This window comes from uncultured Maribacter sp. (assembly GCF_947496775.1).
Classification (GTDB): Bacteria; Bacteroidota; Bacteroidia; order Flavobacteriales; family Flavobacteriaceae; genus Maribacter_B.
Genome location: NZ_CANMDU010000008.1, coordinates 1 through 18,698, shown reverse-complemented (window position 1 = coordinate 18,698; position 18,698 = coordinate 1). Strand labels below are relative to the sequence as shown.

General features: G+C 32.0%; 19 protein-coding genes and 1 pseudogene. 14 read left to right on the top strand and 6 right to left on the bottom strand.

From position 1 onward, the window contains the following. The first annotated feature begins 27 nt into the window (after window positions 1-27). The 3 genes from Q0856_RS12960 (at window position 28) to Q0856_RS12950 (ending at window position 4,262) form a co-directional block, all read left to right on the top strand. Window positions 28-948, top strand: coding sequence for a type IX secretion system membrane protein PorP/SprF (locus tag Q0856_RS12960; protein WP_298505667.1), 921 nt, complete (start codon window positions 28-30; stop codon window positions 946-948). An 11-nt stretch (window positions 949-959) separates the two neighbouring features. Continuing rightward, window positions 960-2,894, top strand: a complete 1,935-nt coding sequence (locus tag Q0856_RS12955; protein WP_298505664.1) for an OmpA family protein — start codon at window positions 960-962, stop codon at window positions 2,892-2,894. A 285-nt stretch (window positions 2,895-3,179) separates the two neighbouring features. Continuing rightward, the gene (locus Q0856_RS12950) at window positions 3,180-4,262 is read left to right on the top strand and encodes a DUF6340 family protein (protein ID WP_298505661.1); all 1,083 of its coding nucleotides are present in this window, start codon (window positions 3,180-3,182) and stop codon (window positions 4,260-4,262) included. Between the two features lie 155 nt (window positions 4,263-4,417). Here the strand turns inward: Q0856_RS12950 and Q0856_RS12945 are convergent, their stop codons facing one another. The 3 genes from Q0856_RS12945 to Q0856_RS12935 are packed head-to-tail and all read right to left on the bottom strand — an operon-like array spanning window position 4,418 to window position 6,279. Beyond that, on the bottom strand, window positions 4,418-5,314 hold the full coding sequence (locus Q0856_RS12945) for a DUF5777 family beta-barrel protein (RefSeq protein WP_298505658.1): 897 nt from the start codon (window positions 5,312-5,314) through the stop codon (window positions 4,418-4,420). Further along, a complete protein-coding gene (locus Q0856_RS12940) occupies window positions 5,304-5,852 on the bottom strand; it encodes a YceI family protein (protein WP_298479777.1) in 549 nt (182 codons plus the stop codon). Before Q0856_RS12940 ends, Q0856_RS12945 begins: the two co-directional genes overlap by 11 nt. Beyond that, the gene (locus Q0856_RS12935) at window positions 5,845-6,279 is read right to left on the bottom strand and encodes a hypothetical protein (RefSeq protein ID WP_298505654.1); all 435 of its coding nucleotides are present in this window, start codon (window positions 6,277-6,279) and stop codon (window positions 5,845-5,847) included. Before Q0856_RS12935 ends, Q0856_RS12940 begins: the two co-directional genes overlap by 8 nt. Window positions 6,280-6,399: 120 nt before the next feature. Here Q0856_RS12935 and Q0856_RS12930 point away from each other — a divergent pair, with 120 nt between their 5' ends. From Q0856_RS12930 to Q0856_RS12900, 7 genes are all read left to right on the top strand, one after another. Beyond that, a complete protein-coding gene (locus Q0856_RS12930; protein ID WP_298505651.1) occupies window positions 6,400-7,497 on the top strand; it encodes a LytTR family DNA-binding domain-containing protein in 1,098 nt (365 codons plus the stop codon). A gap of 281 nt (window positions 7,498-7,778) precedes the next feature. Then, on the top strand, window positions 7,779-9,263 hold the full coding sequence (locus tag Q0856_RS12925; protein ID WP_298505648.1) for a hypothetical protein: 1,485 nt from the start codon (window positions 7,779-7,781) through the stop codon (window positions 9,261-9,263). 167 nt (window positions 9,264-9,430) lie between these two features. Continuing rightward, window positions 9,431-9,970 (top strand): YceI family protein, encoded by a 540-nt coding sequence (locus Q0856_RS12920; RefSeq protein ID WP_298505646.1) that lies wholly within the window; start codon window positions 9,431-9,433, stop codon window positions 9,968-9,970. 70 nt (window positions 9,971-10,040) lie between these two features. Next, on the top strand, window positions 10,041-10,406 hold the full coding sequence (locus Q0856_RS12915) for a cytochrome c (protein WP_298505643.1): 366 nt from the start codon (window positions 10,041-10,043) through the stop codon (window positions 10,404-10,406). Window positions 10,407-10,418: 12 nt separating this feature from the next. Further along, a complete protein-coding gene (locus Q0856_RS12910) occupies window positions 10,419-10,844 on the top strand; it encodes a hypothetical protein (RefSeq protein WP_298505640.1) in 426 nt (141 codons plus the stop codon). 63 nt (window positions 10,845-10,907) lie between these two features. Continuing rightward, window positions 10,908-11,801 carry a DUF5777 family beta-barrel protein gene (locus Q0856_RS12905; protein ID WP_298505637.1) on the top strand — a complete coding sequence of 298 codons (894 nt, stop codon included), beginning with the start codon at window positions 10,908-10,910 and terminating at the stop codon, window positions 11,799-11,801. Between the two features lie 172 nt (window positions 11,802-11,973). Further along, the gene (locus tag Q0856_RS12900; RefSeq protein ID WP_298505635.1) at window positions 11,974-12,303 is read left to right on the top strand and encodes a hypothetical protein; all 330 of its coding nucleotides are present in this window, start codon (window positions 11,974-11,976) and stop codon (window positions 12,301-12,303) included. A gap of 264 nt (window positions 12,304-12,567) precedes the next feature. Here the strand turns inward: Q0856_RS12900 and Q0856_RS12895 are convergent, their stop codons facing one another. Further along, window positions 12,568-13,533, bottom strand: a complete 966-nt coding sequence (locus Q0856_RS12895; protein ID WP_298505632.1) for an endonuclease/exonuclease/phosphatase family protein — start codon at window positions 13,531-13,533, stop codon at window positions 12,568-12,570. A 242-nt stretch (window positions 13,534-13,775) separates the two neighbouring features. Between Q0856_RS12895 and Q0856_RS12890 the strand changes: the two genes are divergently transcribed. Continuing rightward, window positions 13,776-14,507, top strand: coding sequence for a DUF6088 family protein (locus Q0856_RS12890; RefSeq protein WP_298505630.1), 732 nt, complete (start codon window positions 13,776-13,778; stop codon window positions 14,505-14,507). After that, on the top strand, window positions 14,504-15,481 hold the full coding sequence (locus Q0856_RS12885) for a nucleotidyl transferase AbiEii/AbiGii toxin family protein (protein WP_298505628.1): 978 nt from the start codon (window positions 14,504-14,506) through the stop codon (window positions 15,479-15,481). Before Q0856_RS12890 ends, Q0856_RS12885 begins: the two co-directional genes overlap by 4 nt. Window positions 15,482-15,585: 104 nt before the next feature. Here the strand turns inward: Q0856_RS12885 and Q0856_RS12880 are convergent. After that, window positions 15,586-15,756: pseudogene (locus Q0856_RS12880) on the bottom strand (phage integrase SAM-like domain-containing protein); the annotation flags it as partial. Between the two features lie 147 nt (window positions 15,757-15,903). Further along, the gene (mnmE, locus tag Q0856_RS12875) at window positions 15,904-17,307 is read right to left on the bottom strand and encodes a tRNA uridine-5-carboxymethylaminomethyl(34) synthesis GTPase MnmE (protein ID WP_298505627.1); all 1,404 of its coding nucleotides are present in this window, start codon (window positions 17,305-17,307) and stop codon (window positions 15,904-15,906) included. Window positions 17,308-17,486: 179 nt separating this feature from the next. On the opposite strand from mnmE, the gene Q0856_RS12870 reads away from it, so the two are divergent. Continuing rightward, the gene (locus tag Q0856_RS12870) at window positions 17,487-18,104 is read left to right on the top strand and encodes a hypothetical protein (protein WP_298505624.1); all 618 of its coding nucleotides are present in this window, start codon (window positions 17,487-17,489) and stop codon (window positions 18,102-18,104) included. A gap of 79 nt (window positions 18,105-18,183) precedes the next feature. Further along, window positions 18,184-18,549, top strand: coding sequence for a DUF4870 domain-containing protein (locus Q0856_RS12865; RefSeq protein ID WP_298505621.1), 366 nt, complete (start codon window positions 18,184-18,186; stop codon window positions 18,547-18,549). Window positions 18,550-18,698: the final 149 nt, after the last annotated feature.

Here is an 18,698-nt window from a genome sequence, read left to right as displayed (position 1 = left end):
AATTAACTACTACATAATAATATACCAATGAAAAATTATTTAAAATATATCATAATAGCAATTATCATCCTAAGTGGTTATTCTGGGTTTTCGCAACAAGACCCTCAGTTTACGCAATATATGTATAACACTATGGGGGTTAATCCTGCTTATACTGGTTCTAGAGGGCATTTATCTATCTTGGGTATGTATCGTTCTCAGTGGGTAGGTGTTAATGGTTCGCCAGAAACACAAGTATTAGCAATTGATACGCCTGTAGGGAATAATGTTGGTCTAGGCCTTGTCATTGTAAATGATAAATTGGGCCCTGCCAATGAAACTTTTTTAGACGGAAATTTCTCATATACTCTTCGTTTAAATAGGGAAAATAGAAAGTTATCATTTGGGCTTAAAGCGGGTGGTCGTCTTTTTAATGTAGATTTTACTAAAGGAAGTTATGAAAATCCAGACACTGCTTTTCAAACCAATATCAATAATAAATTTTTGCCAACTATAGGAGCAGGAGTTTATTATCATACAGGAAAAAGTTATTTAGGTTTGGCTGTTCCAAATTTCTTTGCCGAGGAGCATTACGATTCTGAAGAATTGCAAATAGCAACCGAAAGATTACATTATTTTATCATAGGAGGAACAGTATTCGATATTACTCCCGATGTAAAGTTAAAACCTGCTTTTTTCTTTAAATGGGTACCTGGTGCTCCAGTTATTGCAGACGTTTCTGCTAATGCAATGATAAAAGAGAAATTTACTTTGGGTCTTGCATATCGTTGGGACGATTCTTTCTCGGCGCTTCTAGGGTTACAAATTTCGCCAAACCTTAGTCTAGGTTATGCTTATGATTTTACCACCACTGACCTTAAAAATTATAACTATGGAACCCATGAAGTTTTCCTTCGTTATGAATTCAAATCTTTACAAAGAAAACTTAAATCTCCTAGATTTTACTAATATTATATTCCATGAAAAAATACATTTTTTACATAGTCCTATTTGCTTCTTTTGTTGCAGTTGGGCAAGATAAGTATAGCAACGCTGATAAAAGTTTTGAATCTCTTTGGTATTTAGAAGCGGCTAAACAATATGAAAGAATTATTGCTAATGGTGATCATTCCCAAAAAGTACTTCAAAAGGTTGGAGACGCTTACTATTTTAATACAGATATGGAGAATGCCAGTAAATGGTATGAAGAGCTTTTTTCTCGTTATGAAGATGTAGTGGAACCTAAATATAAGTTTCGATACATTCATGCTTTGCAAGGAATTGGAAAATATAGCTTAGTTAAAGCTTTAATGAAAGTAAATGAAGAGGAACTAAAAGCTTCGAACTTTAATGTAGAGCAGCTTAAAAATAATGATGAAGAATTAGATAAACTATTAAAAAGGCAGCCTCAGTTTTATGTTTCTAATTTGTCTATTAATACAAAAGTAGCCGATTTTGGAACCGCTTTTTATAAAAATAAAATTGTATTTGCATCTAGTAGAGATTCTTCAAAAATTAAGACTAGACTGTATAAATGGAATAATCAATCGTATTTAAATCTCTTTATGGCAGATACAGTTTTTCAAGGCACCGATTTAAAAAACGTTATTGCCTTTTCAAAAAATATCAATACAAAGTATCATGAAGCAGTAGTAGCTTTTAATACGGCAGGTGATGAGGTATATTTTACTCGAAATAATTTTACAGATGAGATTTTAAAAAGAGATTCTGACGGTATGAATCATTTAAAATTATACCATGCAGTGTTGGAAAATAACGAATGGGTAAACATTAAAGAAGTTCCGTTTAATAGTGAAAACTATTCCGTTGGTCAGCCGGCTTTAAGTCCAGATGGTAAAAAATTATATTTTGTTTCTGATATGCCTGGAAGTATAGGTGCCACAGATATTTTTGTAGTAGATGTTTTAGGGGGTAATTCTTTTTCAGAACCAAAAAACTTGGGCCCAGAAATTAATACAAGTGGCCGCGAAATGTTTCCACACCTAACGGAAAATAAAATTTATTTTTCTTCGGATGGGCATTTAGGATTTGGAGGTTTAGATGTATTTGAAAGTAGTTATAAAACGGCTTTTTCAAAACCGATTAATTTAGGTGTTCCTTTAAATAGTAAAAAGGATGATTTTGGATATATAGTTAATGAGGCAACTCAGAGAGGTTATGTTTCATCTAATAGAGATGGGGGAGTAGGTGATGATGACATTTATTCGTTTAATCGCATAAACGTAAAATGTGTACAAAAGGTAAAAGGTTCGGTGGTTAATGTAGATAATGGAATTCCAGAAGATGCAGTAACAGTACGTTTAATAAAGGAAAACGGCGATGAAATAGCTAAAACAGTAACCAATGTAAATGGAGAATATGTTTTTAATATTCATATAGATTGCGATACAAAATATAGCGTTTCGGTAGAAAAGGAAAATTTCGATGCTGCTACGAAACCATTTATAACTTCTGATATAGTAGATTACGTAAATACTGTTCCTATGGGAATTAAAAAAAGAAGTAGACTTATAGTAGAAGAGAATGGTATTCTTAAAATAAAAATAGGATTAATTTATTTTGATTTAGATAAATCATTTATAAGAAATGATGCTACTATAGAATTAAATAAAATAGTGTTCTTAATGCAAGAATACCCAAATATGGTTATTAAAATTGAATCTCATACAGATTCTAGAAATAATGATGCTTATAATGAAGCCTTATCAGACAGAAGAGCAAAATCTACACGAGATTATATCATCTCCCAAGGAATTTCCTCAAATCGTATTGAAAGTGCTATAGGTTACGGGGAAAAACAGTTGGTGAATAATTGCGATAATACTACTAAATGTAGCGATTCTCAACATGATGTTAATAGACGTTCTGAGTTTATTATAGTTAAACTAAATTAAAGAATAAAATTTCAAAAGATTAAAATGATTAAGACTAGATGATATTATGGTGGGCGGTTTTAGATATTAAAATGCAGGTAGGAATACTTGTAATACAATAGTAGGGGGGGTATATTTTAAAGTAATCTCCAGTTTCCAAGAATTTCTTTTGGGAACTGGAGATTTAGTTTAAATGTAAGTTTTTTTTAGTGCTTAACCCTGCCAAAATATAATAGTAGGCAAGATTAGAAATGCAATAAGTTTACTGGTTATCCGTTTTGAAATATGCATGTTAGTTAAAACAATATGCTTAATCAACTATACTTAACCCAAATACCTATGATAACCTTAAATCGCTTTTTTGCATTTGCAAGTATTGGACTTTTATTAGTTTCTTGTAGTGCTACTCATCAATTAACAATGAGTGCTGTTGATCCAGCCCCAGTACATATAGCTTCAGATGTGCAGCATATAGGAATTATTAATCGTAGTCTTCCGGCAGAAGGTAATAGTGGTATTGATACCATTGATAAAATTTTGTCTGCAGAAGGGAAAAATTTAGATAAAGATGGAGCTGAAGCTGCAATTGCTTCTGTAAAGTCAGAATTACAACGCTTACAACGTTTTGATAAAGTAGCGGTTATTAAAGATATTCCTGAAATTAAAAAAGGATTAGGAGTTTTACCTGCATCTCTTAGTTGGGATCAAGTAGATAAGATTTGTAAAGAAAATGATGTGGATGTTTTATTCTCACTTGCTTTTTACGATACAGATACTAAAGCTTCAGTTAAAGCTACCGAAATGGACCTTCCAAATCCGGTAGGAATAAAAGCAAAAGTCCCAGCGGTTGCTATAACTCTTCGTACACAAATTCAAAATGGTTGGAGAATATATGATCCCGCAACAAAAATTATTTTAGATGAGTATTCGTTCAATAATAATCTTGTTTCTAGCGGTAGTGGAATTAACCCTATGAAAGCTGTAAAAACTATCATGAATCGTAAGGAGAAAGTTGTGGAAACAAGTAGCCATATTGGAGATTATTATGCAAAACGTATTACCCCACGCTCGCGAAGAGTAAAGCGCGATTATTTTGTAAAAGGAACCAATAATTTTGAGATTGCTATGCGTAGAGCGCAAACCGGAAAATGGAACAGTGCTGCAGAGTTATGGGAAAAGGAAGTTTCTAACCCAGATGGTAAAATTGCGGGTCGCGCATGTTATAACATGGCAATTATTAACGAAATAAATGGCGATTTAAATAAAGCCCTAGATTGGGCACAACGTTCGTACTCTGATTATAACATAAAGGAAGCTCTGTCTTATGTTAGAATTTTAAAATATAGAATGTCTCAAAAAAGGAAACTAGACAAGCAGTTAGGAAAATAAAAAGTAATTATATAAAAGTCAGTAGATAGTTACCCAGATTACAAAATTCAAATTTTGTACAAATGTCTGGCTGAGCGAAGTCGAAGTCTATTTAGAATTAAAGAATAGTTCTCGACTCCGCTCGAACTAACAATGGTAATCTTTTAGGCCTTAAACTATAATTTGTTTTTTTTGAAGTGTAATGTGAAAATTGCATTAAAACCAAAAACAAAATTCCCATCCTCGCCATTAAAGTTATTTGGCGTATTTAATATAAAATCATCATCAATCATATTCCAAGTATTTGTCATATGAAATTGTAACATTAAGTAACGTATATCCCAGTTAATACCTAACGCAAATGCTCCATAGGTATCTTTAGATTTTATAGGATTTGCAACATAATAGTATTCAGAGACTAGAGAAACATGATTAGCAACCTTATATCTTCCACTAAAACCAAGGGCAAAATAATTGGAAGGATCTATAGCGGCTACTTTATTTCTATGAATAAAAGTTGGTGCTATTTGCATTGAAAATTTTGGAGTAAACTTACGTGCAATAAGCAGTTGACTAGTAAAAGATAATCGATCATTGAATGAGCTATCTGGACTAGGAGTAGACCTATCTCCATAATAAGAGACGCTTTGGTAATATGCAATGCTGGCAAAAGCCTTGCTGGGTTTTTTACGTTGGCGTAAAAGATTATATTTAAAATAACCATTATAAGCATTATCAAAAGAAGTCCACCCTATACCAGTGGTAAAATTGTTAGTAATACCATACTCCACACCAAAACGGGTTGCAACCCTATCTGTTATAAAACTTTGCGTTCTAGTGTTTGGTACATTCCAATACCTACTTAATGCCATAAGCTGGAGTACACCCTTTTTTCTATTTTCTACAGATTGTCCTATAGCTATTTGCGTTGTTTTAAAGGTAGCTGTTTCGTATTGCGGTGTGTTAGGATATTCTGTATCTAATTTTTCTAATAAATCTTGCGCATTTATAGAAGAATTACAACCAAGTAATACAACAACTATATATAGAAAAAAAGATATTTTATTCTTCATAAGATTCATATTCAAATCTAAATTTTGTTGTTATTATTTTAGCAATATTAGATGCTACTATTGGCGGAATTTTAATGTCAAAATCCTTTACAACTATTTCAAAATCACCTTCTAAAATATACGTATTATTATCTTTAGTAATAATCGTTTTTATTTCAATTTCCTTAGATATATTTCTTATAGTGAGTGTTCCTTTAACGATTCTTGTTTGGCTTTCTACTTGCGAAGAATCAAAATCAAGAATATGACCTTTAAAAGTTGCTTTTGGGTATAAATCAGATTCAATATAACTTTCATTAAAATGCTCATACATTAAAGACTTTTTAAAAATAAAAGCATTCATAAGCATACTTATTGCAATCTCATTGTTAGACACATCAATAATACTTAACACTTGATTGTTTTTTGCTTCTATATTCTCCGCAGTGGTATAAGAAAAAAAAGAAACTTGTCCTTGACGGGCTATGAACTGGTTAGACTTAGTGTTAGAGCCTAATAAAGAAAAAGATATAAAAAGTAGAATAAGTATTCTATTCATTATTTGGAGTGTTTACCAACATACAATTTAAAAATATAACGTCATGAAGGAACCCTTTACAAACACCTTTAATGGTTACTTTTTGGCCTATTTTTAAAGACATTGGTTGTTTTGACTTGGGTAATTGCAAATTACATAATACATTAAAATTGGTATAGTTGCTTTGCAATATTATGGTATTTGTATTATTTATGAAAGTAATTTCTTTAATTATTCCGTATACTTTTACAACCTTACCTTTGTATATAGCAGTTGCTTTTTTTTCATTTTTAATGAAAGAAGCTGTTATTTCTTCTGCACTAATGGTCGTTTTTTCTGTAGCATCCCGAATGTTAACTCTATACGGGTCATTGTATAAATAAATTATATACAAGCTAAGTATTACCACTAAAGTTACTAGAAAATAGCTTGTTTTTTTATGTTTCATTTTTAGTTTATACTAAGAATAGTAATCCATATTAAAAAAATAAGTTAAATTGCTTTTAATGGACAAAAAAAATTGTCGCAATCTTATTAAAACTACTTTGGATTCCATTTTGTTTTTACAATGAAAAAAGATAAACTTTATTTTTTAACTTTCATTTCTATCTCGGTTATTTTTTTGATTATTGCTTCCGTTGGAGTAAAGTACTTCATAAAAGTAAGTGCTAATCAATTGTTAGAATTACAATTGGAGTCCGTAAAGAGAGAGTCTAACGAAATTTCAAAATTACTTTATTACCAATTAGAGAATAAAACAAAGCAACAGGAAGTTGTAGAACAAATACAACAAACAATAGAAAACACGCAAGAAGCTACCTCTTTTGTAAGTGTGTTTAATTGGTCTGGTAAAGCGGTATCGCACCCAGATATTACTAAAGTCGGGCAAAAAGTAAATTCTAATCAAACCCTATTAAATTCTTTAAAGGAAGAAAATAGTTCGGATCGTTTGTATGATTTGTTAATAGAACGGAAGGAATTTAATACGGAAATTATACATATAGCACCAGTTATTAATTCCGATTTAATTGTAGCTGGCCATATAAATATATCGGAACTAAGCTCGGAAATAAGTAAGTTAAAGAAAAGCTTTTATACCATTTTTGTTTTAATGGGTATACTTATAATATTATCTTCCTTTTTTGCAGTTCGTGTTATAGGTAGCTATTACGAAAAGCAATTAGAGGTAAAGAATAATAGCCTAGAAAACGAATTAATAAATCTTTCTAAGTTAAATACGGATCTTGTAGCGTATCAACAAAAAGTAAGCGTAGAAAATAAAGCGGAAACTACCATAGAAGAATCCATACAAGAAGCGGTTCCGGAATCTAGTAAAAAAAGAATTCTTACGTATATAAGGAATGAATTAGTACCTATACATATTAACGAGATAGCATATATTTATACAGAAGACACTATTACCTATGTACATTGTTTTAGTGGAAAAAAATCTACTACTAATGCAAGTTTGGATGATTTATTATCTAGTCTCGATACTTCCTTATTTTTTAGAGCAAACAGACAATTTATAATTAGTATAACCTCTATTCATAAAATTATTAAATACGGAAATAGCCAGCTTAAAATTTTAATTAAAGAGGCAGATGTAGAAATTCTTATTAGTAAAAATAAGGCGTCCGAATTTAGGCAGTGGTTAAATATTTAAGTAAACTACTTTTGGGGTAAACCAATAAGGCATTTATTAGAAACTAATTTTATTTCTAGACAAGCCTTGGGTCATTTAAATCTAGATTTTCGAGTAAAGTCCTTTCCCATTCTATTTCCTTTAATACTCATGTATAAATCTATAGATGTTTTTATAATCCAGCATTATTTCAACCCTTTTTTATTCCTTTTTAAACCCTTTTTTTCCCTTTCGCATACTTTATATTGTATGTAAGCCCTTTGTTTTAAGTTATTTGCTGAACAATCATAAAATAATTTAAAATGAAAAAATTAAAGGTATTAGTATTTGGTTTAATTGGATTGATGTTGAGTTGTAGTAGTGAAGACGACTCTGTTACAGACCCAAAAGACGATAAAGATTTAGAAAACAGTATTTCTATACAACTAACTTCTAACGCTACTTTCGGAAATATTTTAACAGATGAAAACGGGATATCTCTTTATTACTTTTCTAAAGACGTAAAAGGAGATTCTGAATGTGTTGATGGATGCCTTGCTGCTTGGCCACTCTTTTATGAAGAAAATTTAAAATTAGGCGAGGGTTTAGAAACCACAGATTTTGGTGTTATTACAAGAGCAGATGGTGCAATGCAAAATACCTATAAGGGCTGGCCTTTATATTATTTTGCAAGTGATACGGCTGCGGGTGATACAAAAGGAGACGGGGTTGGAGATAACTGGTATATAGCTAAACCAGACTTTTCCTTGATGTATGCGCAAGCAGATATAGATGGTGAAAGTACATTTTATATGACGAATGCTACAGGAAGAACCATATATCTTTTTGCTAATGACACTAAAGACGATAACAATTTTACGAATGAAGATTTTTCTAATGATGGTGCTTGGCCGGTAATAAGCATAGATATAAGTCATATACCAAGTATTTTGGATATAAATGACTTTGGAACTATTGATGTTTTTGGAACAACACAGGTTACTTATAAAGGATGGCCATTATACTATTTTGGGAATGATGTAAATAGGGGAGATGCTAATGGAGTGAGTGATGTTTGGCCAATAGTAAATGTAGATACTCCTAATGCGCCAGAGATGGATCAAGAAGCTTCTGTTAAATTAACATCTAATGCTACTTTTGGAAATATTTTAACAGATGCAAACGGGATATCTCTTTATTACTTTTCTAAAGACGTAAAAGGAGATTCTGAATGTGTTGATGGGTGCCTAGCTGCATGGCCTCTTTTTTATGATGAAAACTTAATCGTAGATGAAGGTTTAGATGCTGCAGATTTTGGTGTTATAACAAGAGAAGATGGGGCAATGCAAAATACCTATAAGGGATGGCCTTTATATTATTTTGCAAATGATACGGCTGCAGGAGAAACGAATGGTGACGGAGTTGGAGATAACTGGTACATAGCTAAACCAGACTATTCCTTAATGTATGCGCAGGCAGATATAGATGGTACAAGTACATTCTATATGACCAATGCCACAGGAAGAACCATATACCTTTATGCTAATGACACCAAAGACGGTAACAATTTTACAAATGAAGATTTTTCTAATGATGGTGCCTGGCCAGTAATAAGTTTAGACATAAGTCACATACCAAGCATTTTGGATATAAATGATTTTGGAACTATTGATGTTTTTGGAACAACACAGGTAACCTATAAAGGATGGCCATTATACTATTTTGGTAATGATGCAGAAAGAGGAGATGTAAACGGTGTAAGCGGTGTTTGGCCACTTGTTAATGTAGATACACCAAGTGCTGAGTAAAAAAAGAAAATATTAACTATTACATAGTATATAGACTATTAAAAAAAGAGGAAGCTAAACATTTTAGATTGTTGCTTCCTCTTTTAAATGAAACAACAACCTAAAGTCTTGCTATTAATATCCATCAAAAACTTATTGTTTACCTAAAAAACTATAATTCAAAAAATATGAAAATCATATATATATTAATCGGTCTTTTTTTAAGCACGCATCTTACTTATGGCCAAAAGTTCTTAACAAAACAAGGGGAAATTTCCTTTTTGTCCGAGACTCCAATTGAAGATATTAAATCCGAAAACCATCAAGTATTAAGTGTTGTGGATGCTAAAGATGGTACCATAGCTATTGCGATATTAATGAAGTCTTTTTCATTTGAAAAATCCCTAATGCAGGAGCATTTTAATGAAAACTATGTAGAATCAGACAAATATCCTAAAGCCACTTTTAAGGGAAAAATAGAAGGTGTAACAGCAGATTATGTAGGAGAAAAAGAAGTGGTAGTAAAAGGAGATATTACTATACACGGCATAACAAAGACTATTAGTATAAACGCAGAATTAGTAAAAACTACAGAGAATATAGCCCTTAGTGGAGTTTTTAAAATAACCATAGCAGATTTTAATATAGAAATTCCTTCAGTAGTTGCAAATAACATTGCAGAAACCATGGATGTTACTTTTCTGTTAGATCATTCTTTGTACCAGTAATTTGTTTAGAAGGCTATTTAATAAAAATAGTCATTGTATAAAATCATGCTTAAACTAAAAAAAATAAAAGATGTATAGAAAATTTCAAAATATTAAAAATATAGGGTTGGTGTTTGTATTTAGTGTTGCTCTTTTTTCTTGTGAAAAAAATGTAGAGGAAGAGGTTACCGATCCTTTAAAAGAAGCCAAAGAAACGTCTTGTGATCCAAATATTTCTTTTTCTCAAAATATAAATCCAATTCTCGTTGCCAATTGTATAGAATGCCATGGAGGAAGTCAGGCTCCTAATTTAAGCACATTTAGTGGTGTAAATGCAAATGCAAGTAGGGTAAAATCGGCAGTAGTAAGTCGCAGAATGCCTCAAGGAGGTTCTTTGAGTAATGCAGAGATAGAGCAAATTAGCTGTTGGGTAGAAAATGGCGCACTGAATAACTAAAAAAAGAAGGTTATGAAGTTTAAAAAAATAAAAATGGGAGTATTTATTTTTCTCCTATTCCTCTTAGGTGCTGTATTTTTTTCTTTATGGCAGTATAACAAACCTCATATAAATGTTGCCGTTTCTAAAGCAGATATATCCCTTTCTGCAGAAAAACTATTTACAGATTTTAGTACAGATGAAGCCGGTTCTAATGCTAAATATCTAGATCAAATAGTAGAGGTTACTGGTCTAGTTTCTAATATAGGAACAGAGAAAGGGCAAACGGTAATTACATTGGGTAAAGGAAATATAATGGGTAGTGTTTTATGTTACCTAGCTCCGGAGCAATTAATGGATAATAACACTTTAAAAAAAGGGCAAAAAATTACCATAAGAGGAATTTGTACCGGATATCTTATGGATGTAATACTTGTAAAGTCTGTATTGGTTAATTAAAAACCTTTACGTAGTAACAAGTTTTTCTTTTTGAATATATAACGAATCTCACAAAAAACTAGAATGAAAAATTTATTTCTTACTGCAATCTTAGTAATGGCTTGCACACAAACATACGCTCAAGACCTTTCTGCTATTTTGGAAAGTAATATGCCAGAAACAGAAAATTATACAACGGCAACTTTTAAAGGCACACGAATACTTAATGGACATTCTATTGAAAACCGAAAAAAAGGGGTTACAGAATTTGTAATATCGCATCGTTTTGGAAGAATTAATTTAGGGTTCGATGAACTTTACGGCTTAGATCAATCTAACATTCGTTTTGCTTTAGAACGCGGAATAACAGATGATTTAATGTTAGGTGTTGGTAGAAGTAGTTTTGAGAAAACTTACGATGGTTTTGTAAAATACAGAATTTTAAAACAAAGAGACACTAAAAACACAATGCCCATATCTTTATCCTTTTTTGGGAGTTTGGCCTATAGAACTATAAAAGATTTTGACCCCGAAAAGGAACCAACCTTTAATCAAAAACTAACCTACGTAGGGCAACTACTAATAGCTAAAAAGTTTAGCCCAGGTTTTTCTATGCAAATAATGCCAAGTTATGTTTATAGAAACTCTGTAAAAATACATAACGACCCTCATGGAATATTTGCTATGGGAATAGGGGGCAGAGCCAAAATAACAAAACGTATGGCGCTAAACGCAGAATATCATTATACAATAAACCCATTACAATCTATTAACGCTAGTAATTCTTTAGCACTAGGCTTAGAAATAGAAACAGGAGGACACGTTTTTCAAATAATCTTATCAAATTCTATTACCATGATCGAGAAAAGTTTTATAACAGAAAGCACAGACGATTTTTTTAAAGGAGATATACACTTAGGGTTTAATATATCTAGAGCTTTCCAAGGTAAAAACAAAAAGAAAAAAAATAAAGAGTAACTGCCTTAGTATAAGCTTAGGAGTATGTAAATTGTAATTATTGTGCAAATAAATGCTTGTAAGTAGGGGGCTAAGGGGAAATTATGGTTAAGAATTTAAGGGTTATCACGTTTTACATTTATATTCTTAACCTCTTTTTTTTAATGTAAATGGTAGCTTAAAATAAATAAAAATGTTTAGAAGAAAATATAAAGTTAAAGGAGAAGATGTAAATGATTATATGGTAATGCAAGACTTTGCATATGTAGTATATGCAATTTCTCTTATTAAAGCCTACGTAATTAAAAATGGCTACTCCAAAAAAGTAGTAGAGGGTATAAAAATGAATATAGAAAATTCTACTAACCAATTAGTTTGTATAAAGAATCTAATGTTTACGCAAGATTTTTTAATGTATTTAGATAGTTTTAATATACATGAGAGCAATAATAGGGTATTGGTAGAAACAAGATTTTTTAATGCTAAAAATGAACTGTGTGCAACTTTAGTTTTAAAGACGTAGAAATACAGTTATGCAATAATCTAAAATTTTAATGCTTTTTGGGTTGTCTCGAAATAAAATTAGTTTCTAATGAATGCCTTGTGGTATTGCCCTGAGTTAGTTTACTTTCCGATACAGTATCTTTTAATCCCCATAAACAATAGGCTAAGAGCCCTCGAGGTGTGTTTTAGGTGTACTACTTTGTTTTCTTATGATAGTACAATAATTTTTTAGATTTTATTAGCAATGAAAATTTAAATAGTTCAATAAGTTTATGGAAAATGGTTAAAGTTTAAATTCTGCCCAAAGGGGGTAGTGGTCAGAGATTAAATAGGACAAACTTCGTTTTGATATTTTTCTATTAGATAAGGCGTGCGTGACAAAATCATAATTTCCACCATTAATAAACTCCATCGATAAGTCTGGTGTTTTACCATTATTATTAAACCATGCAATCTGGTCATAATATTTAGTGGTATTAAAAATCGACCTTGTTACCTCTTTGTTTTGTAATTGTGGAGGAACATAGAGACCTTCCGATAAAAAAGTATCGTCTAATAAATCTCCTCGCTTATCAATATTAAAATCACCCAAAGCAATAAGGTTTTGGTCATAAACATTTATACTACTTGCCCAATCAGAAAGCCATTCGGCTATTCCTTTTAATTCTTTAATTCTATCTTTTGATTTCTTCCCATACTTTATATGTAGAGTCACTAAAATAAAGGTCTTGTCATTTGATTTAAAACTAACAGCATATGGTGTTCTTACGAATTGCTCATCTAGTGCAGACTCATTTCCAATTTTCTTTGTCCATTCGTTAGGTATTACTAATTCACATGCAAGTCCAGAGAGTTGAACTCTACGTGTGTCAAATAAGTAAGCCATCCGTTCTCCATTGCCTGAGCTTCCCTTGCTTACATCAGTAAGAATTAAAGACCAATTGCTTCCTAAAAGTTTTAAGGTGTCTCTTAAAGCTCTGATATTAGCTTTTACTTCTTGTATGGCAATCACATCAAAACGTTTAATGATTTCTGCGATGCACAATATTGAATGTAAATCTCTTTTAGGGCTATCATCATCGTTAGATTCCCATTTGCGCGTAAGATTTCCGAAAGCCCTAATGTTCCAAGTACCAATCAATAGGTTTTTATCTACCTTTCTTGCAGGTAATTTCTCGTCAAGGTCTTTTACTAATTGTTTAACGTTAATTTGAATCTCTTCTGGTGGAGTATCGAATATTGATGTCATGGTATGAAATTACTAAATTTAGTTAATTGTCAAGTTCGTTGTGCGAAAAAATTGATATGCTGAATGTTTGGTTACGTATTGTAAAGGGAGATGGGGTGGGTGTTATTACTTGCGGAAGATTACTCCGCAAGTAATAACACCCGGTAAAGCAATACAAATAAAGTTGTTATATTTTATAAAAATGTCCAGTTTATTATCTAATAAACTGGACATTTTTAATATATTTGTAAAAATATTTTTCAATGAAAACCTCTGATTATATTGAATATAAGATAAATAAACTCCCAAAGGGGTATGTGTTTACCTATATGGATTTTATGAATAAGGTGAGTGGAAGGGAAGCTGTCATCAAACATCTGAATAGAATGGCTGCTTCTGGAAAAATCAATAAACTATCTAAGGGTAAGTACTTTAAGCCACAAGAAACGGTATTTGGTTCTTTGTTTCCAGACCAACGTCAAATTGTAAAAGATTTGTTGGAAGAAAACGGAAAGCTTCTTGGTTATATCACAGGGTACAGTATTTATAATACATTAGGTCTTACCACACAAGTTAGTAGTGTAATACAAATTGGCAAGCGAGAAATAAGACCATCATTTAAAAGAGGTCGTTTTAGAATTGCATTTATCAAACAAAAGAATACGATTAACAAAGAAAATATTCCATTATTACGATTGTTAGATGCTATACGTTATATCAAAAAAATACCTGATACTACTATAGATAAAAGCTGTATCCGTCTAATGGCGTTATTACGTGAGTTGAAAGTTGATGAACAAAATAAACTCATAAAACTAGCCTTCAAATATTCGCCGGTGACTAGGGCTTTATTGGGAGCAATGTTAAGAGAGGTCGGCTGTAATTTAGAAGCAGAGTTAAGAGACCTTCAAGATACTTTAAACCCTATAACGGTTTATAATCTTAATATTTCTGAAGATGTATTATCGAATGCCAATTACTGGAATATCAAATGAAGTTGCACGAAAACAAAGAACTTTTTGAACAAGCAGTAAAAGCTACTGCGGAACGCATGGGTATTTTGGATATTTATATCGAAAAGGACTATTGGGTATGCTATGCCTTAAAACTCATTTATGAAAGTGAAATCAAGGATGAAGCTATATTTAAAGGGGGGACGGCATTATCAAAGTGTTACAAATTTATTGACCGTTTTTCTGAAGATATCGATTTAGTGGTATTACGTAGGGAAGAAGAAACAGGTAATCAGTTAAAGAATAAGCTTAAGAAAATAACAAAGGCAGTAGCAGCACCATTTATAGAAGTCTATATTGAGGGTATTACCAATAAAATGGGAATGATACGAAAGATAGCTTATAACTATCCGAAAACCTTTAAAGGGAATTATGGACAAGTACGAGATGTCATTATCATAGAAGCAACATGGCTAGGCTATTTTGAGCCATATTCTAGTAGGGTATTGAATACTTATATTTATGATATGATGGTTGCGACCAACCAAAAAGGTTTGGCAATGGAATATGATTTATTGCCCTTTAAAGCTCTTGTGTTAGATTCTAGAAGAACACTTTGTGAAAAGATAATGAGCTTGGTACGTTTCTCTCATACAGAAACTCCAATAACAGACTTGAAAGCAAAAATCAGGCATATTTATGATATCCATCAATTAATGAAAGACGAAATGGTTCAGACGTTCTTCAATTCGGAGGATTTTGATACAATGTTATTGAAAGTAGCTGCCGATGACGTGCAAAGCTTTAAAAATAATAACGATTGGTTAAGACATCACCCAAAAGATGCTTTAATTTTCAAAAGCCCAGAAGAAACATGGAATCAACTAAAAGGCACCTACCAAAATGATTTTAAGTTTTTGGCTTATGGTGAATTACCCAATGAAAAAGATGTTTTAAGCACGATTTTAAAAGTAACCGAGCGATTGTATTCGATTATATGGGGTGTTACTCTTTAGATTAGCGTTGGGATTCTTCTTGCTCAAAAGGTTTTGCAGTTTTTTTTATATCAGAATCAAGGTGTTTGTCCTTAAAAGCTTGTCCTAAACACGCTCTAAACTTATTAAAAATAAGTGTATTTTGTATTTTGGGATAGGGGAGTGCCAGATTTCGTTTTTGGCTTAGTGTCTAGATGCTTTTTGTAACCTTTAACAAATGCTTCGTCAACTTCTTCAAAAGATAGATTAGTAGGGCAATAAGCTTCGAAGTGGATTCCTGCAGCATCCCAATTATCATAATTACCTTTACTTTGGTATCTTTCTTCTTTAAGTTTATGATAATATTCTAGAAAATTGGTTTTCTTTTTCTAGTGTTTTTTGTTTTCTGTAAGTTGTTGATAATAAGATTTTAATGGAGTTTGGTAGGAGGTTGATGAGCCTATTTACTTTCCTATGCAAAAGTTGGCAAAAATGTTCCCTAAAAGCTCATCGTTGGTAACTTGCCCTGTAATTTCTCCTAAATGGTAAAGGGCGTCTTTAACATCTATTGCCATAAGGTCGCTAGGGAGTTCTTCGTCTATACCAAACCGTACTTTTTGTATGGCTTCTAGTGCCTTGAGTAAAGAATCGTAATGTCTGGTATTGGTAACAATAGTTTCGTTATTACGTAACGCTCCGGTATTTACAAATTCTAGAAGTTTGTTTTTTAAAGCGTCAACTCCTTCACCAGTTTTTGCAGAAATAGGCAAGAGGTTAGGTATACTAGAGGAAAAATGTTCTATTTCTTTAGAAGAAAGTACGTCTCTTTTATTGGCTATTACAAGTAAGGGCTTTAGAGGGTATTTATTTTTTATTTTTTCAATTTCTATTACTAAACTTTGAATTCCTAACGCTGAACTTTGCACTTCTTTTGCATCTACTAAAAACAAAACTACCTGCGCTTGCTCTATCTTTTCAAAAGTTTTTTTAATACCAATATTCTCTACAACGTCTTTAGTATCTCTAATTCCAGCAGTATCTATAAAACGAAAACCAATACCACCAATAGAAATTTCATCTTCTATAGTATCTCTAGTAGTTCCTGCAATATCGCTTACAATGGCTCTTTCTTCATTTAATAAAGCATTTAAAAGAGTAGATTTACCCACATTGGGTTCCCCAACAATGGCCACAGGAATACCGTTTTTTATTACATTACCAACAGCAAAAGAATCAATCAATCCTTTTAAAACCGTATTAATCTTATTTACCAGGGAAACAAAAGCAGAACGGTCTGCAAATTCTACATCTTCCTCAGCAAAATCTAACTCTAGCTCTATTAAAGAGGCAAAGTTTAATAACTCTTCTCTTAAATTTTTAATTTCATTACTAAAACCACCACGCATTTGTTGCATGGCTATTTGGTGTGATGCTTCGTTTTCGGAAGAAATTAAATCGGCAACGGCTTCGGCCTGACTTAAATCCATCTTTCCATTTAAGAAAGCTCTAAGGGTAAATTCTCCAGCTTCAGCCATTCTACAACCATTTCTTAAAAATAACTGAATTATTTGTTGCTGTATATACGGAGAGCCATGACAAGATATTTCTACCACATTTTCTCCGGTATACGAATTTGGGTTTTTAAATACAGAAACTAGGGCCTGATCTAAGACTCTATCACCATCTACAATATTTCCTAGTAGAATTGTGTGACTTTTTTGTTCTTTTAGTTTCTTATTATATGAAGAGACGAAATGATTTGATGCAATTAAAATGGCATCTGGACCGGAAAGGCGTATTACAGCAATAGCACCTGCACCAGAAGGTGTGGCCAAAGCAATTATAGTATCGTTTGTTGTTGTATGCATTACTGGCAAAAATAAGTAAAATGAGATTAGAAATAGATATATGTATTTGTATACATTATTTACCCCGTATTTAAGATTTAAATGCTCGGAGGTAGTTTACTTTAGAAGACGATTTAGTAGTAATTGAATTATATTCGTATCAGAAAAAAAAGAGCACCATTAACAATTAAAAAATTACAATGAAAAATTTAGCAAAGGGATTCGTATTTTCAGCATTATTAGTAGCAAGTTATTCTCAAGGTCAAGAGACTGTTGTAGAAGAGGTTAAAAGTGAAGCACAAACTAATGCAGCAGCTGCGGTAGAAGGAGCGGTAGAGGCAACGAATGCAAATTCAGCTGAAATAGTAGACCCCGTAGAAGCAGTAATAGAAAAAGTTGAAACAGCTACAGAAGCAGTACCTAATGAAGCAGAAGTACCTAAAGAGGAAATGCTTAAAGAAGAAGTATCTGAAAAGGTAAAGGAAGAAACAGCTGAGGCAGAAGAAAAAGAACGTAAGGAAGCCGAAAAAAGAATAGATAAAGCAGAGAAAAAAGCAAAAAAAGCCGAAAAAGAGATTAAAAAAGCAGAAAAAGAAGCTAAAAAGGCCGAAAAACTAGCAAAAGCTATTTCTGGAAAAAAGAAGGCTATTGCTAAAAACGAAAAGCAAATTAAAAAGTTGCAACAGAAACTGGTAAAGGGTAAGAGTAAAGGAACATTATCTCCAGCCGATATTGCTAAAATAAATGGGAAAATAGATAAGGCTACGAACAACATTGCAAAGAACAAAAACAAGTTGGCTAAACTGCTTAAAAAATAATACTATAATTATTTTTTGTAACAAATTGATTGATTAGGCGTCGTATAGATAGTTATTCATCTTAAAATCAATCAAAAAAATGGAAATCATAAATCAAAACGTAGCGGTTAGAGAAGATAACCAGTTACTTGTTATAACTCACCTTTCTCAATATTTGGATTATGTTACAGGTTTTGGAGGCTTAATTGTTCCACTTATTCTGTGGCTTTCGAATAGAGATCGCGTTGTGGGTATGAATGCACATGGAAAATCAGTAATTAATCTTCAGTTAAGTTTAATACTGTATATCATAATTGGTATTCCGTCTATATTACTATTAGGTCTCGGAATATTCATTTTAATTTTTGCCGGTTTATTAGGCTTTATTATGCCCATTGTTAATGCAGTTAGGGCAAGTAGAGGAGAGGCACCTAGTAATTTTGGAGCAATACCTTTTATTTCTTAATTAAATTTAGTGTGGTAAAAAAAAGACCGTTTCCTTAAAAAGTAACGGTCTTTTTTATTATTTATAGTGTCCCGTCCTAAAATAAGTTGACACAAATTCAACTTATTTATGAAGTATTCAGAGAAACCAAGGAAGAAGCGGAGTCAACG